Annotated in this window: 12 protein-coding genes; 1 reads left to right on the top strand and 11 read right to left on the bottom strand. The window is 62.2% G+C overall.

All coding sequences use genetic code 11. The features are described 5' to 3' along the window. Window positions 1-31: 31 nt before the first annotated feature. Window positions 32-1402, top strand: a complete 1371-nt coding sequence (locus AB0O52_RS14140) for a DUF2254 domain-containing protein (RefSeq protein WP_364538548.1) — start codon at window positions 32-34, stop codon at window positions 1400-1402. Between the two features lie 12 nt (window positions 1403-1414). On the opposite strand, the gene AB0O52_RS14145 is transcribed toward AB0O52_RS14140, so the two are convergent. The 11 genes from AB0O52_RS14145 to AB0O52_RS14195 all read right to left on the bottom strand — a co-directional run bounded on the left by AB0O52_RS14145 (window position 1415) and on the right by AB0O52_RS14195 (window position 14254). Next, window positions 1415-2806, bottom strand: coding sequence for a hypothetical protein (locus tag AB0O52_RS14145; RefSeq protein WP_364538549.1), 1392 nt, complete (start codon window positions 2804-2806; stop codon window positions 1415-1417). Between the two features lie 103 nt (window positions 2807-2909). Beyond that, window positions 2910-3326 (bottom strand): ester cyclase, encoded by a 417-nt coding sequence (locus AB0O52_RS14150; RefSeq protein ID WP_364538551.1) that lies wholly within the window; start codon window positions 3324-3326, stop codon window positions 2910-2912. Window positions 3327-3370: 44 nt separating this feature from the next. Next, entirely contained in the window at window positions 3371-4120 is a 750-nt protein-coding gene (locus AB0O52_RS14155) for a DUF2182 domain-containing protein (RefSeq protein ID WP_364538553.1), read from the bottom strand. A 74-nt stretch (window positions 4121-4194) separates the two neighbouring features. Next, window positions 4195-4812: a DUF1326 domain-containing protein gene (locus AB0O52_RS14160; protein ID WP_364538555.1), complete on the bottom strand. Its 618-nt coding sequence runs from the start codon at window positions 4810-4812 to the stop codon at window positions 4195-4197. 64 nt (window positions 4813-4876) lie between these two features. Continuing rightward, on the bottom strand, window positions 4877-5560 hold the full coding sequence (locus tag AB0O52_RS14165) for a hypothetical protein (protein WP_364538557.1): 684 nt from the start codon (window positions 5558-5560) through the stop codon (window positions 4877-4879). A gap of 247 nt (window positions 5561-5807) precedes the next feature. Continuing rightward, on the bottom strand, window positions 5808-7010 hold the full coding sequence (locus tag AB0O52_RS14170; RefSeq protein WP_364538559.1) for a glycosyltransferase 87 family protein: 1203 nt from the start codon (window positions 7008-7010) through the stop codon (window positions 5808-5810). A 38-nt stretch (window positions 7011-7048) separates the two neighbouring features. Continuing rightward, window positions 7049-7420 carry a hypothetical protein gene (locus tag AB0O52_RS14175; protein WP_364538561.1) on the bottom strand — a complete coding sequence of 124 codons (372 nt, stop codon included), beginning with the start codon at window positions 7418-7420 and terminating at the stop codon, window positions 7049-7051. A gap of 427 nt (window positions 7421-7847) precedes the next feature. Continuing rightward, window positions 7848-10409 carry a LuxR C-terminal-related transcriptional regulator gene (locus AB0O52_RS14180; RefSeq protein ID WP_364538563.1) on the bottom strand — a complete coding sequence of 854 codons (2562 nt, stop codon included), beginning with the start codon at window positions 10407-10409 and terminating at the stop codon, window positions 7848-7850. Between the two features lie 242 nt (window positions 10410-10651). After that, the gene (locus tag AB0O52_RS14185; RefSeq protein WP_364538565.1) at window positions 10652-12019 is read right to left on the bottom strand and encodes an MFS transporter; all 1368 of its coding nucleotides are present in this window, start codon (window positions 12017-12019) and stop codon (window positions 10652-10654) included. A gap of 69 nt (window positions 12020-12088) precedes the next feature. Beyond that, window positions 12089-13009: a hypothetical protein gene (locus tag AB0O52_RS14190; protein WP_364538567.1), complete on the bottom strand. Its 921-nt coding sequence runs from the start codon at window positions 13007-13009 to the stop codon at window positions 12089-12091. A gap of 246 nt (window positions 13010-13255) precedes the next feature. Beyond that, window positions 13256-14254: an aldo/keto reductase family protein gene (locus AB0O52_RS14195; RefSeq protein WP_364538569.1), complete on the bottom strand. Its 999-nt coding sequence runs from the start codon at window positions 14252-14254 to the stop codon at window positions 13256-13258. Window positions 14255-14267: the final 13 nt, after the last annotated feature.

Genomic DNA, 14267 nt, shown 5'->3' on the forward strand with positions numbered 1-14267 from the left:
TGGCGGGCACCCTCAGTCGAGAGTGACACTTGTGAGGCGTGAGGCCGTTCGGGAGTATCTGGCGAGTGCCCTGTGGGCGATGCCGACCTGCGCCGTCATCATCGCGATCATCGCGGGGGCCAGCCTTTCCGCGGTGCAGCTCGACGCTACGTCACCCTTCGCCGTCCTCCTCTTCCAAGGGACATCCGACGACGCGCGGAACCTGCTCATCGGGATCGCGAGCACCATGGTGACTGTCATCGCCGTCGTCCTCGGACTGAGCGTCGTGGCACTGCAGCTCGCGTCGACGCAGTTCAGCCCGCGGCTGCTGCGGAACTTCCTGCGCGACATTCCCAACCAGGTAACGCTCAGCGCCTTCGTGGCCACGTTCGCATACAGCACGGCGGGCCTGTACACCGTCGGCATCGCCGCGGGACAGCGCACCCAGGACTACCCTCGCCTCGCGGTGAGCGGCGCACTCCTGCTGCTGTTCGTCAGCATGGTCATGCTCGTCTTCTTCGCCCATCATCTGTCCCATTCGATCCAGGTGGACCAAGTCATGAAGGGCGTCGAGAAGGCCACCCTCAAGGTGATCGAGCGGTCCTTCGTCCCCGGTGATCCCGGAATCCGCATGCCAAACCCGCCGCCCGGCGCCACCGCTTTGCTGGTGCCGCAGTCGGGATATGTCCAAGCCTTCCATGTCGACGCGTTCGTCAGGGTGCTCGCGAGCCGGGGCCTCACTGGCCGGATGGTGCCCATGATCGGCCGGCACGTCGTCGCGGGGTCCCCGCTCGCGTGGGTGTGGGAGACCACCGGCGACAGCGCGCGTCCTCTTGCCCCCGACGGCGGCACTGAACTCCGGCGGGCGCTCGCCGAGAGCGTGCGGATCGGTTACGAGCGGACCCTTGAGCAGGACGTCGCCTTCGGGATCCGGCAACTCGCCGACGTCGCGTCCAAAGCGCTCTCGCCCGCCATCAACGACCCCTACACTGCGAACCAAGCGGTGGACCATCTCGCCTCGATCCTCGCGGCCCTCTCACTCCGGCAGCACGGGCCGCAGGCCGTGGTGGACGCGCAAGGCACCGTGAGACTTTACGTACCGGCCCGCGATTTCGCCTATCTCGTGGATCTGGCCCTCGGACAGGTGCGACGCTACGGCGCGAACGAGCCTCGCGTCGTCAGGGCCCTGTTGCGCGCGTGCCGTGAGCTTGTGTGGTTCGGCGACGCAGCCCACCACGCTGTCGTGCGGCATTACGTCGAGACCCTCATGAGCGACGTGGCCCGGCTCGTGGCCCAGCCAGCCGATCGCGAACCCCTCCTCGCGGAAGGCGCGGCGCTGCTCGAAGCCTTCGACCACGCCGAGGGCGCGAGCGACGCCGAGGAAGCGAGCGACGCCGCGGGAGCGAGCGACGCCGCCAACTAAGGTTCGCGTGCGTCATTCGATTTCTGCTTCGGCGGCCACGTTGCGGATGCCGCGGGGGCGTCCTGCTTTGGTCCAGGCCCGGTAAAGGAGGCCTGCGACGGCGACGGCCGCGGCAAGGCTGACGATGGGGAACCCGCGGGAGAGATTGGCAACGAGGGTGAAGGCCACCACGAGGGCTCCGACAGTATTGAGGATGAAGACTCCCGGCTGGCGTTCCTTGCGGGCCAAGAGCGCCATGGAGACCAGACCGCCGAGGAAACTGAGGAAGACCGCGACTGCGTAGAACAGGACAAGCTCCTGGTCGTTGCCGCCGTCGACGGCTGTCACGGCACCGGCCAGGACGATGAAGACCACCACACCCCAATAGGGCGTGTGATGGTGGTTGGTACGGCCCAGGGAGAGGGGAAGGACGCCGACGGTCTCACCGTTGGGGTTGATGTGGCGCGCGAGGGCTTTGAGTAGGCCCGGCCCAGCCTGGAAGCCCGAGGAAGCCGCCGAGAGCAGCAGCAGGGCAGTGACGAGCTGGAACGCGGCGAACACGGGCGCGGGCGCAGCCAGGCGGGCGAGCTCGGCGATCTGTGTGCTGTCTTTTGGAGGGACGCCGACGTGCAGCTGCGCGGCCTCGAGGGCGAGACCCAGCGTGATAGTGCCGACGATGGCGAGAGTCAGCCAGAGGGTTAGCTGCCCGAAACGGCGCTTCCCGTCATTGCCGAGCTGACCGAGCTGGGCGACCGCCGACGTCGCGGCTTCCACACCGGTGGCCATGGCCATGGCGACCGGGAACGCAAGCACCACGGCAAGGACTGGTGGAGGCCCGGGAGCGCCGACGATCGTGCCGAGCGGTTTAGGTGCTGCGCCCAGACCGTAGGCAAGGACGACAACGGAAATGACGATAAAGGCCACAGTCATCGCCGCGAAAACCAGTCTGCCAAGGTGACCGAACCAGGTCGCGGCACCGACGAGGACCACCAAGCCCAGCGCGAGCAGCAAACGCCAGGGTGCAAGAGCGGGAAAATAGGCGATAACCGCCGAGGATCCCGCCGAGACACTGATCGCGATAGTGAGCAGGAAATCCACCACCAGCGCACCAATCGGGATGAAAGACCAGCCGTCTCCGAAGGCCTCACCCACTGCGGCCGGTGCCCCGCCGCCTCTCGGGTAGCGCGCGACGAGCTGCCGGTAGTTCACGATCACCAAGGCGACGATGGCCACTACCAAGACCATCGTCGGGACCAGCAGTGCCAAGTCCCCGTTCAGGGCGCGCAGAGCCGCTTCGATCGCGTACGCGACGGAGGAGACAGGGTCGGCCATGACCGCGAAGGCAAACGCCAGCAACAGAGCGGTGCGGGAGCGCAGGCCTCTTGCCAGTCCACCTCCGGTGGACGCTCCGCTCGGAATTTTCACGGGGATCTCCGGTTCCAGGACAGACGTATCGACCTGCCGACCAGACTTCCCGGCTCACCTCCGAATGCCTCCCGCCCGCAGCTAGGAGCGCGGGCGGGAGACGCTATTGCGGAATCGCACCGATCTGCTGCATGAGGCTAAGGGTGTCAGTTGATCCCCAGTGCTCAGCAACCTTGCCGTCCTCGACGCGGATGATGTCGGTCCCGCCGAATTCGACGCTGTTGCCCGACGCCGGAATGCCCGCCATGTCTCCGCGGTGCGTACCCGTCATAACCACGTGGCACGCCTCCAGGTTTCCGTCAGTCAGCCACGGCTCCATCGTCTTGACCTTGATGTCCGGGAACGCTGCGCGGATGGCGGTGACGAAGAACCGAACGCCTTCCTTCCCAGACGGTTGCCCGGGGAGAGCCTCTTCATGATCGACCATGTTATCCGTTGCCAGTTCATCAATCAGATCGAGATTTCCACCCTCGATGATTTCTTTGTAAAAACGCCCGATCAGTCCAGTGCCATCAGTCATTTCCGACTCCTTAATGAATGAGACCGTCCAATTTTTCCCAGCATTTACATCCCGACTCCCGGCGTCACCCCGGGCGCGAAGGCGACGCCGACAGCGATCAGTACCAGCGCGACCGCCACCGATCGGTTAGCGAGGCGCCTCCACGGGAGCATCTTCTCCAAGGCGATGAACGCCCCCACCACAGCCATCCAGCCGACGCTCATCACTCCGAGCGCGAAGAGCGCCACCATCAGCGCCCAGCAGCAAGCAACGCACCAGGCGCCGTGCTCGAGTCCAAGACGCAGCGCACCAAAGGTCCCGTAGTGGATGCGGCGCAAAATGAAGTCCATGGGCGTCCGGCACTTCATCAGGGAGACGTTCTTGGCCGGCGTGAGTTGGTAGACGGCCGCGACAAAGATCACTCCAGCTGCCAGGTAGCGACCACCCGGATCGGAGACAAACAATCCGGGGATGAGGGATGCGACTATTGCATAGAGCGCATAGGCAGCGAGACCGAAGATCGTCCACGAGATCAGGTAGCCCGCAACGAATACGGCCGTGGAACCCGACGGAGCGTAGCGACCGGTCTCCCGGCGGTGGTGGGTGATCCGGGCGTAAGCGACAACCATGGGCGCCACCGACGGAAACATCATCGCCGCAAGCATCACCACCCAGGTGGTGAGGAAGAAACCGAGCGGCCCGGGATCGGTCCAACGCCCCATGTCCATCCCGGACGTTTGTGCGGCAGAAACGATCCAGCTGACTGCCGCGAGGACGAGTAGAACTGCGACCAAGCCGGCCTCGCGCACGTCCATCCTGAAAGCTGTGGCGGGCGGCGTACCGCCCGCCACAGTTCCACGAATCAACTTTCTACGAGGCAGGTGCGCAGTCATGCCCTGCCCTTGGGGGCGCCTTCAGCCATTTCGCTTGCGTAGGCGAACTCCCCGCTTTCCCCATAGATCCCGTCGAATTCCAGACCGAAGAGATCCGAGTGCCCCGGGGCTTTCCCGATCATGTAGTCAGCCGCGAAGGCGTACATCGCGTTCTTGACAGTTGTGACGCCGCCACCGGGTCCGGGCAGCGTTTCCAGCGTGTAGTTCACACTGTCTCCCACCGCGCCGGACGGGTTATCGCCATCCGAGAACGTGACCCGTGCCCTCTGAACACCCAACCATTCGCCGTACAGGGCCGCTAGATCCCCGAACGGTCCGCCGACCTCGCCGTGCAGGATGCTCTCAAGGGCGGTCGCCTGGCCGTCCGAGGCGCCTTCATCGACGACGACGCCGATCTTCCAACCGCCCGCTGTGAGGTTTGACGGGAAGAAATTGACGAAGGCGAAGTCGACACCGGAAAGGTCGGTATCATCGAGCTTCCCGTCCGCAACATGGAACACGGCCACACCGCGGCACTCGCCGTTCGCACTGTTGGGCCTGCCGTCCACCGGACACGGACAGATCAAGGCACAACTGCAATTGGCAACATATTTTCCGGACATTTCCCAAGACATTGAGGACTCTCCTCGCTAGCTCATTCGACTAGCGGAGCTCCCCCAGAGGCAGCGCCGAAAACACTCAAATCGAGACCACGAACCCCGTAAGGCCGAGAATATTCCCGCCCCATGAGGGTGTCAACAAGCTCTGCAAACCCAAAGGATGAGCGCGCCGGAGAAGCACTTCAAGGCGTCCGGCTGCCCGATAAAGCCGCAGGTCAGGGCCGGGAGTTCCCCGGTCGTCATTTCCCCGCGGCCGGAACCACGCCCCCCCCGTTTCGAGGCGGACCGGACAACCGAGCTGCGCTTCGTAGGCCGCGGCCAGGGCACTGTTGTCTGCGCCCTCTGAAACAGTGACCACCACATGGGATCCGTCCTTGGACATCTCAACGACCCGGACTCTTGCATCTTCTGTCAAAAGGATTCCCGCCCGGTCCATGGCAGTTCCCGGAACGCACGCTGCCGAACGGATCGAGATGTCAACGCCCGGGAGTTCGTCGCGCAAGCGTGAGATCCGGTCGCTCTCGGCGCCATGCCACATAATGACGAGCTTCCCCTGTTCAAGGGCGACTGACCCGAAGTTGGGGTCGCCACTTAACTCTTTGGTGATGAGGCTTGCCGCTGACGCCAGCGCCCCGTCTTGCGGTGCCGCTTCGGTATTCTGGACCGGATCGGTAACTCTTACCGGGCCGACGGGATGGTGGACGTTTCCGTCGCAGGCAGTCAATCCGGCTCCCAAGAGGAGCAGGAGCATCGCAGAGACCACGCCGGCAGTGTTTCTCCAACGCACAGCAACCCCCAAAGCTACAGCCCCCTCACGAACGATCGAACAAGGAGATCGTCGGTACTGTAGCTGCCTGCCCACGATGCGAAACTTTCGTTGATGGCCAGCATGTACAGGCTGACGCGGAAGGTAGCAGCTGGCGTCTGCTTGGTGCACTATTTCTAGCCATAAGATGTACTGACCTCTCAGCCGAATTGCCCGGCCCCGGTATTGAGGGAGGGCTGCATTTCTAGATCCTGGCCGGGCGTCCTTCCAAGCCCCCTTGGGAGAGGGCTGCCGCCGCCAGAGGCCACGTGCGGCTCCTCAGCGCGAAGAAGGTCCCTATCGTTGCGATTGAAATAAGCAGCAACGACTCACGAAGGAGTATGCCCAGGGGTGCGAGCACGATAGTGCCGTTCTGCAGCATGTGTTCACCCAGATCCGTTCCATGGATCAGCAGAACGAGCGCAGCAGCGGCTACGAAGATCCGCGTGCGCGTCCGTCCCAGGAACCAGAGCACAATAAGGGCCGGGATCAGATATACCCAGTGGTGCACCCAACTCACAGGTGAGACAAGATTGGCAGTCATTCCGACAGTCAGCACCGCCGCCAGCATCTGTCCCGCACGGAAGATCTCCGCCGCAGCCAACAAGCCGAGGACGGCCACAACGATAACGATGATCTTGGAGGGCGAGACCGCCCAATGCCCGATCGCTCCCGCCGCCCCCTGTATGGAGTTGTTGCCCGCGCTGGCGAACTGGGTGCCGAGATCAACCTTTGAGCTGAGCTGCCACACGTTTGAGAACCAATAGGTGACTGACATGACGGGAAACATGATCCCGCCCATAATGACAGTCCCGGCGAAACCGACAATGGCGGAGACCGCCATATGCCATTGCCTTGTCATCAAGAGATATGGGATGAAGATGGCCGGGGTCAGCTTGATACCGGCAGCGACCCCGATCAACACCCCTTTCGGAACGAACCGGGACCACCTTCTATTGGCGTGACGAACGAAATCCGCGAGACAGAGTCCAGCGAGGAACAAGTTGATCTGACCCCACACCAAGTGCTGGGCGACGACGGTGGTACAACAGCCCAGCAAAAGAAGCGCGAGCCATATCGTCCGGCGCCTAGGCAAAGACCGCGGCAGGCAAACACCAATGATTAACGCCAAAATTGCTACGGAGCCCGTGGTCCACAGCATGAAGGACACCTGGGGAGGAAACAAACTCGTGACAGACAGGAGCGCAGCTGCAAACGGCGTGTAAACGAAAGGCAGACCCTCGGACGGCAAAAGTTCCCCAAAAATGTTGCGGGAATAGATGTCTTCCCCGCGCCAAGACGCTGCCGAAGCGTACCGATAAACCAGGAAGTCCACCGGAGGGTAGACGCCGAGATTGAGCAGATACAGGCTGGCAAAGACGACCCCCAGCGCCGGGACCATTGTCATTATTGGCCACATTCGCACAAGGCTGCTCACGGTTTCGGCTAGTTCGAAATAGCGCCCTTGTGGAAGCGCCCGTACCGGTGAAGGAACAGGTATATGCTTACGAACGTCACCAGGCCAAGAACGGGCCCGGCCGAAAAGGCAACGGGCGTACCGTGGATGAGAACCGCGGCGCCCCCGAAAACCGCAGCGACGACTCCAACTCCAGGATTGGCCGTAGCCAGTCTCCCCTGGATTTCGCGGCCCAGTTGGCGGTAGTGAATGGCTTGCAGGACAGCAAAGAGGATGAAGGCCGCGACCATGATCAAAGACCATGGCGGGTCTGTCATCGACACTACGCTGACAGTTACCCCGAACAAGGCTGACAGTGCGAGCCAGTAATTGCGGACGGTTGAATCGGTCCCGGAGTTCATCGGCATCCCCTTTTGAAGTCAATAACGGACCCGGCGATCTCAGTGGTGGCGGCGCCAACTGCACCGACCCTCTTCAAAATTCTTGACTTCGAATTCACACTGTCCTCCTGCGAGTGATGTTGGGTGGCGCCCGGCGAAGCCGATGCTTCACCACGAAAGTATGCAGGCCAGATAAAATAGTCAAGACATTTTAATAACAGGTCGGAGGACCTTAATCTTAAGGTCAATACCCGGAAATGATTGATGCATCCGTGCAGACCTCGACCCTACTCAATTCCAACCTTTGAACCACTCAATTTGAGGTCTATACATACTCAATTTCGAGTATGTACCACTCAATATGCGCAATAACCTGACACTGGCGCATAGGGAATGCACTCATACTCCCAGCTGAATTGCAGTCGAGGATCTGCAGTCGCGCGTTCTGTTACCCGTCATCTGGTTGGGAGTTTCGAGCGTGCTCATAAAGGGACTGGCGCGTGGTGGTTCCGGTCTTGGCAAGGGCTCTGGAGATGTGGTTTTCCACGGTCCGGGGGCTGATCCCCAGGAGGGCAGCGATTTCGGGGGTGCGTTGGCTGCCCGCCAGGATGGCGATTTCCCTCTCCCGAGGAGTCAGACCCTGGGAATGCCCTCCCGTGTCGAGGGTCAGTTGTGCCTCTTCTGACGGGAATCGGTTTTCGAAGGTTGAGATGATCTGATGAAAGGACTTGGCCAACCCCCGGTGGCGTTTGAGGAGGTGACCCTTGACCACGCCTTCCAGGAGCCTGGTGATCGCAGGAAGGTCGGAGTCGGCTTCGTATTGGTCCAATAGGATTTTTAGCCGATGGTGGTCGCGGTCACGAATGGCACCGGCGATGGCGAGGAACTGGGCATGGGTGCTCACGCCGTTTTCCAGCAGTAACCGTTGCGTGGTCTCCAGGATCTTGTGTCCGGGGTAGAGGGACAACATGAACAATGAGGCATACACGGCTTCGGTGATGTAACCGCGGTCCAGTTGTTGTTCCAGAAGGTTCGCAGCCTTTTCGTCGAAGTCGGATGGATCGGCGTATTTCCGGGTAACGAGCTCATAGACTGCTTTCCCGGTTCCAGGCAGGGGGCCGATGTCCGCGACGTTTTTGCGTGCCTGTATCCCGAGGGAGGCGGCATTCTTGCCGGGTCCAGCCAGGGTGCGAAGGCCGGCGATTCTGAGCATCGCGTCGTGGAGGAAGCTCACGAGGAAGCCGGGCCGGCCGAGCGCGAAGACGCCAGTCATTACACAGTCAGCTTCCTTGCTGCGGCCTTGTTGTGTCATGGCCAGTACCGCAACGTAACTGCTCGCGACGAACCCGAACTGATCAAGGCGCCGCCGAGCCGCGGCACGTTGACTGAGGGAGAAGATCACTGCTTCGTCGCCGTGGCCGGCAATGTGGAGCGCGAGTCCGCGGACGAAGGGTTCCATGCCTGCGGCAAGGTCGAAGCCGTCCGCTGAATCCAGGGCCCGGAGGGCAGCCTGGGCGTCGAAGCGGTAGAGCTCCAGAATGCCCCGGATAACTGGCAGAACGCCGCTCTCGGGGTGGCGGCTGCGGAGCCTGTCCAGGGTTTCGTCGAGGTTCACAGGCATTCGGTCAAAGGACGCCTCAAGGTAGAGCGCGAACGCTTGGGCTTCTGCCTTCCAATCGGGGTGAGCGTGGCCGATCGCCTTGAGTATGCCCGTCGCGACAGATACTTCCCTGCCGCTGACGATGGCCCACAGCGCCCGGGTCATGGCGAAGAAGAAGTGATCGCCAGAATCAGCTCCTACCGCCTCAGTTTCGCTGAAGACTTGTTCGATGCGTGAGGGATCGACCGGACCGCCCCAGTAGAACTTGAGGAACGCTGCTGCGTTGGACATGGTCTTTTCGGACTCCCAGGCGCTGAATTGTGATTCCTCCAGTTCCCGGAGCTGTTCTTGGAAATGCTGCGTCGCAGCTGTGCCGCCGCGGGCTTCACTCCGCAGGTCTCTGATCAGTTCGGCCAGAAGCTCAGGCGAGGAACTCTTCATGGGCCGGTCATGGGAATCGATCTCCCGGCTCATCCGATCCGCCAGCACCCTGGGGGAGGACCGCACCTGAGGGTCACGGAAATGGTCGACAACAATGTGGGGACTGACGCTTACCCACATGGCTCCAGTGCTGTCTTCGGTGAGCGCAACCAGCCCGCGCATTTCGAGCCTGTCCAGGACGCCTGTCTCAACTATGTGCCTTAGGGACTCCAGCGGCCGGGCTCCCACCACAGACAGGGTGTGCAATCCCTTCCATTCATCGGCGCTTAGTCCGTGAAGGAGTGCCTGGACGGTGCTCTGGATGTATTCGTTCCAGAGTGTGTGCCCACTCATGCTCCACTGTCCGTCATGGAGGACAAGCTGCTTGCTTAGCTCCGCGCTTTGGGCGATTCTGACCGCGAGTCGCGGGTTGCCTCCAGATTTCATGAGCACGGCGGTGGTCAAATCCACGTCCGGCGGCGACCCGAGCGTCTGGGCCAGGAGTTTATTGACTTGATCGTAGTGAAGTGGACTGAGTCGTATCGTTATCTCCGGCCACCGGGCAGGCGTGAACACAGAGCCCCCTGAGTACAGTGGGGGATCGTCCATCGTCACCACCAGCGGCCTTTGGGTCCGGCCCTGAACAATGTCGATGACTGCCGCTGATTCCCTGTCGAGCTCATCGATATCGTCAACAACTATTACCCGGGCGCCTCGCTGCGCCAACTGTTCGGCGAGCACGTTCGCGACTCCTAGCGGCCCATCCTCTTGTCCGCGCCCTTCCAGTCCGAGTGCGCCAATCCCTGCGAACGGCGTCTCATTCAGGAGCCGCGAACCCGAGAGGCTGTAGACCGTGAACCCGGCCTTTTCGAGGCCAGCAGCGATCGACTGCAGGACCGTTGATTTTCCGCTTCCGGGGCCGCCGACGATCCGAACACTGACACCGCGAGCCACGTAGTCAAGTGCCCGTAGGACTTCCTCTTCGAACACTTCCCAACTCCTAAGGCAGACACCCCAGCTTTGAATGTGAGCCCAGTGGCCTTCCAAATCTGAGAGCGCCCCAGAGCCCTTAGCCTGACAATCTATCCAACGCTACGGTCGAAAATGATCACTGAGTGTGCATTGCACAGAAATTGAGTGGGCTTGGCACTGAAAATGAGTGGTTGAGGTGCGTCGGAGTAGGTATAGGGGTTGTCCACCCGCAGCGGGGTCTCGGGGCCGCGCGATTGGACCTATCCCACGGCCCCCGGCTTCCGCCAAGCCAGGGCCAACACGAACACCACCGCGCTCAGCCCCAGCATCACCAACACCATGAGCCCCCAGTTCGCCTGGTTGACTCCGGGCCCATACAGCACACCAATGAGAACTGTCGCCGTGATCGCCCCAAGGTACCTGCACGTCTGGAAAATACCCGCTGCCACTCCCCTGTCCTCAGGCCGTGCGGACACATACAAACCTTGGTTCGACGCCGTGCTGACTACGCCATACGGAATACCCATCAACGCCGTGAGTATGAGCACCAGCGGCGGCCAGAAGGACAGCGTCAGCCCCCCGAGCGCACCGGAAGCCAGCGCCAAAAGCACGACGCCGGCGATCATCACGGACCGTACGCCGAACCGCTCAATGAACCGCACCGTGACCGGCGTCATGAAAACCGACATGGCAGCAAGGGGCAGCATCAGCAGGCCGACCACGCCGGCGTCGTACTTTCCCGCCTGCTGCAGCAACTGCGGGAGCCCGAAGAAGGCAAAATAGTAGACCGCGCTGAACACCGCGAATCCTAGGTACAACAACAGCAGCGGCCGGTTTCGGCCGAGCAGCCGCAAATCCAGGAACGGCGGACTGAACCGGAACTCGCGCCATGCGAACAGCCCCGCCAGGACAACGGCGACGGCGATGAACCACCAGCGGTAGGCCGGCATCACGTTGAGCAGCGCCATCATCGCCAGCGTCAGCGATGCGATGAACGCCAGGATGCCCGGAATGTCGGAATCGCGGAGGAGTGCCGAGAGCTTGCCGCTTTCACGCCCGACGTCGGGCGGTGCCACCTGCCGCACCACGATCAGGGCCAGGAGCGAGACCGGCACGTTGATCGCGAACAGCGCCTGCCAGCCGACCAGGCTCACCAGAAGGCCGCCGACGACGGGCCCCACCGCGGCCGCCGAGGTGTTCGCCATCTGGATCCGCCCCAGGGGGCGGGTGGAGCTGATGTTCGCCTGCCGGCTGAGCGTCGAGACCATGACGACGGCGCACGGGTACGCCGTCGCGGTCCCCACCGCCATGAGCGCTCGAGCCACGCAGACCAATGCGAAGTTCGGCGAGAACGGCGCCAAAAGGCAGGAAACGGCAACTACCGCCATGCCGAAGGTGAACAACCTCCGCGGGCCGAACCGGTCCGCAAGCCGGCCCATGAGCGGCTGGCCAGCGGCCGAGGCGAGATAGAAGGATGTGATCACCCAGGTGACCGTGGCGACGTCGAGCGCAAAGTCTCGGCGCAGGACCACGAGCGCGACCGCGATCATCGATGAGTTGAGCGGATTCAGCGCCGTCCCGAGACTAAGTGCAGCGATCGCTAGGCCGGGGCGGGGTTTGTTGGTCACGTCCCTAAGTCTGGTCCATCGTTGCCTGAGGTCACGAAACGACGCGTCACGAAGGTCGGCTGGGAGCCGTCAGTTCTGCGGTATCGACTGCACCGGCTTGCGCTTCCCGCTGACATCTTCAGTCAGCGTCGGGACCGGGGGCTTCGGCGGGGCCACTACGGGAGCAGGTGCCGGCGGTGGTGGTGGTGGCGGTGCGGGCGGAAGGCAAGAGTAGTTGTAGTCGAAGTCCGTGGTGAATTGGGTGAGTACAACCACACCGCCTGCTGTCAGCGGCGGTGCCGAGCAGAGTTCCGCTGAGCTCTCCGGTGACGTTGCTCCGGCCAGCCAGCTCTTCAGCCCGTTCAGATTGCTGTCAGGATGAAGCCGACCGGCGATAAGTCCGAACTGGTACGAGGTGGAATAGATGCCCACAGCCGCGCCGATGCTTTGCAGAAACGCTGCCATGCCTTCAATATCGGCGGCGTTGGCCACGGTGTCCGAAGACCACGCATTCCCGGTCTCCACGTCCAGCCACCACAGGCGCTTGGCGGGATCGGGCACCCCGTACCGGGTGACGGCGTCGAAGGCCATTCCGTAACCGTAGAGGTAGGCGCAGGCCGCCGAAGCTGACCCGTCGCAGCTGCCATATGGGTTGGGTGCGCGCAGGCCCACCTCCGCGTCGGATCCGGGCCACCAACCGCCATAGCCTGCGGGATTGGCGGTATTCACATACACGGCGGCTGCGGGTTGGCTTGTCCCGCCCGCCGAGCCGCTGGCCCAGCCCAGCTGCTCGGCGAAACAGGGATTCGCAGTGCCCGGACGGCCGCCGTTCACGCCGACGATCGCGAACGCCTGGCCGGAAGGTAGTCCGCCACCACATTGGGGCCAGGAAATATCGCTGCCCAAGACAATGCCCGGAGCCTCCATGGGCGCGGCATTCGCGGCCGATAATGGTGTGGTTGTCGAGGCAAGCAAAAGGCAAGCGACGGCCATGATTTTTCCAGTTTTCATGATGTGCGTCCTTGGCATGGTTCAGGGCCCTGCCGGGGTTGGTACTGCCGCACATTGCATCCCAAAAGCAATGGCAGTGAGCCATCTTCGGCTCACTACGGATCCTACGGACGGGCTCCTGGGCAGCCTTGAGTGATCCCTACTGGACTTGGTTAACGACTTTGCGAGTAAGTGGCGTTGTGCACTTGGAGTACAGCTCGGATGCTGGAGTACTCATGGCCGAGCCGGTGCCGATAGTGTCCCACCTTATGGTCGGATCTGGAAGGAGTCAGTTTTCGCAGGATCACGTTCAATCACAGGATCAAGGATGTCGTCGATCTGCTTCATCAGGGCGTCCTCAAGCTTCCGGCCGGCAGCTGCGGCATTGGATGTGATCTGTTCGGGCCGCGAGGCTCCGACAATCGCTGCCGACACGTTCGGGTTCTGAAGGACCCAGGCCAAGGCCATCGTGCCCAAGCTCATTCCGGCGTCAGCGGCAATCGGCTGTAGTTGCTGCACTTTGGTGAGGACTTCCTCGCCCAGCCACCGGGCCACCGTGTCCTTGCCGCCCTTCTGATCGGTGGCACGGGAGCCCGCCGGGGCCTCTTTGCCTGGGAGATACTTGCCGGTGAGCACGCCTTGGGCAAGCGGGGACCAGACGATCTGGCTGATTCCCAGCTCCTCACAGGCCGGCACGATTTCCGTGTCGATAACCCTCCACAACATGTTGTACTGGGGTTGGTTGGACACTAGTTGTATGTTCAGTTCCTTGGCCAGAGCGGCCCCGGAACGGATTTCTTCAGCCGTCCATTCGGAAACGCCGATGTAGTGGGCCTTGCCGTCATGTACGACGTCGGCGAAGGCCTGCATCGTTTCCTCCAGTGGCGTCTCATAGTCGAAACGATGTGCCTGGTACAGGTCGACATAGTCCGTCTTGAGTCTGCGGAGGCTGGCGTTGATCGACTCCCGGATGTGCTTGCGCGAAAGGCCCCTGTCGTTACGTCCCTCTCCGGTCGGGAAAAATACCTTGGTCAGAATCTCCACGCTTTCGCGCCGCACCCCATGTAGCGCGTCGCCCAATGCACTTTCCGCGCGCGTGTCAGCGTAAGCGTCCGCGGTGTCGAAGGTGGTGATGCCGACGTCGAGGGCGGCGTGGACGCACGCGGCGGCCGTATCCTGCCCAATTTGGGACCCGTGCGTCATCCAGTTACCGTAGGCAATTTCGCTGACATACATGCCGCTTCGGCCCAGTTTCCTGTATTCCATGAAAAATCTCCTG

It is taken from the genome of Arthrobacter sp. NPDC080073 (assembly GCF_040686575.1).
Lineage (GTDB): Bacteria > Actinomycetota > Actinomycetes > Actinomycetales > Micrococcaceae > Arthrobacter.

What these genes read in the sequence shown, in the direction of transcription:
- AB0O52_RS14150 (WP_364538551.1), bottom strand. Translation starts at nt 3,326, where the DNA reads ATGACTGATGGCACTGGACTGATCGGGCGTTTTTACAAAGAAATCATC.
- AB0O52_RS14155 (WP_364538553.1), bottom strand. Translation starts at nt 4,120, where the DNA reads ATGGACGTGCGCGAGGCCGGCTTGGTCGCAGTTCTACTCGTCCTCGCG.
- AB0O52_RS14160 (WP_364538555.1), bottom strand. Translation starts at nt 4,812, where the DNA reads ATGTCTTGGGAAATGTCCGGAAAATATGTTGCCAATTGCAGTTGTGCC.
- AB0O52_RS14170 (WP_364538559.1), bottom strand. Translation starts at nt 7,010, where the DNA reads ATGACAATGGTCCCGGCGCTGGGGGTCGTCTTTGCCAGCCTGTATCTG.
- AB0O52_RS14175 (WP_364538561.1), bottom strand. Translation starts at nt 7,420, where the DNA reads ATGAACTCCGGGACCGATTCAACCGTCCGCAATTACTGGCTCGCACTG.
- AB0O52_RS14190 (WP_364538567.1), bottom strand. Translation starts at nt 13,009, where the DNA reads ATGAAAACTGGAAAAATCATGGCCGTCGCTTGCCTTTTGCTTGCCTCG.
- AB0O52_RS14195 (WP_364538569.1), bottom strand. Translation starts at nt 14,254, where the DNA reads ATGGAATACAGGAAACTGGGCCGAAGCGGCATGTATGTCAGCGAAATT.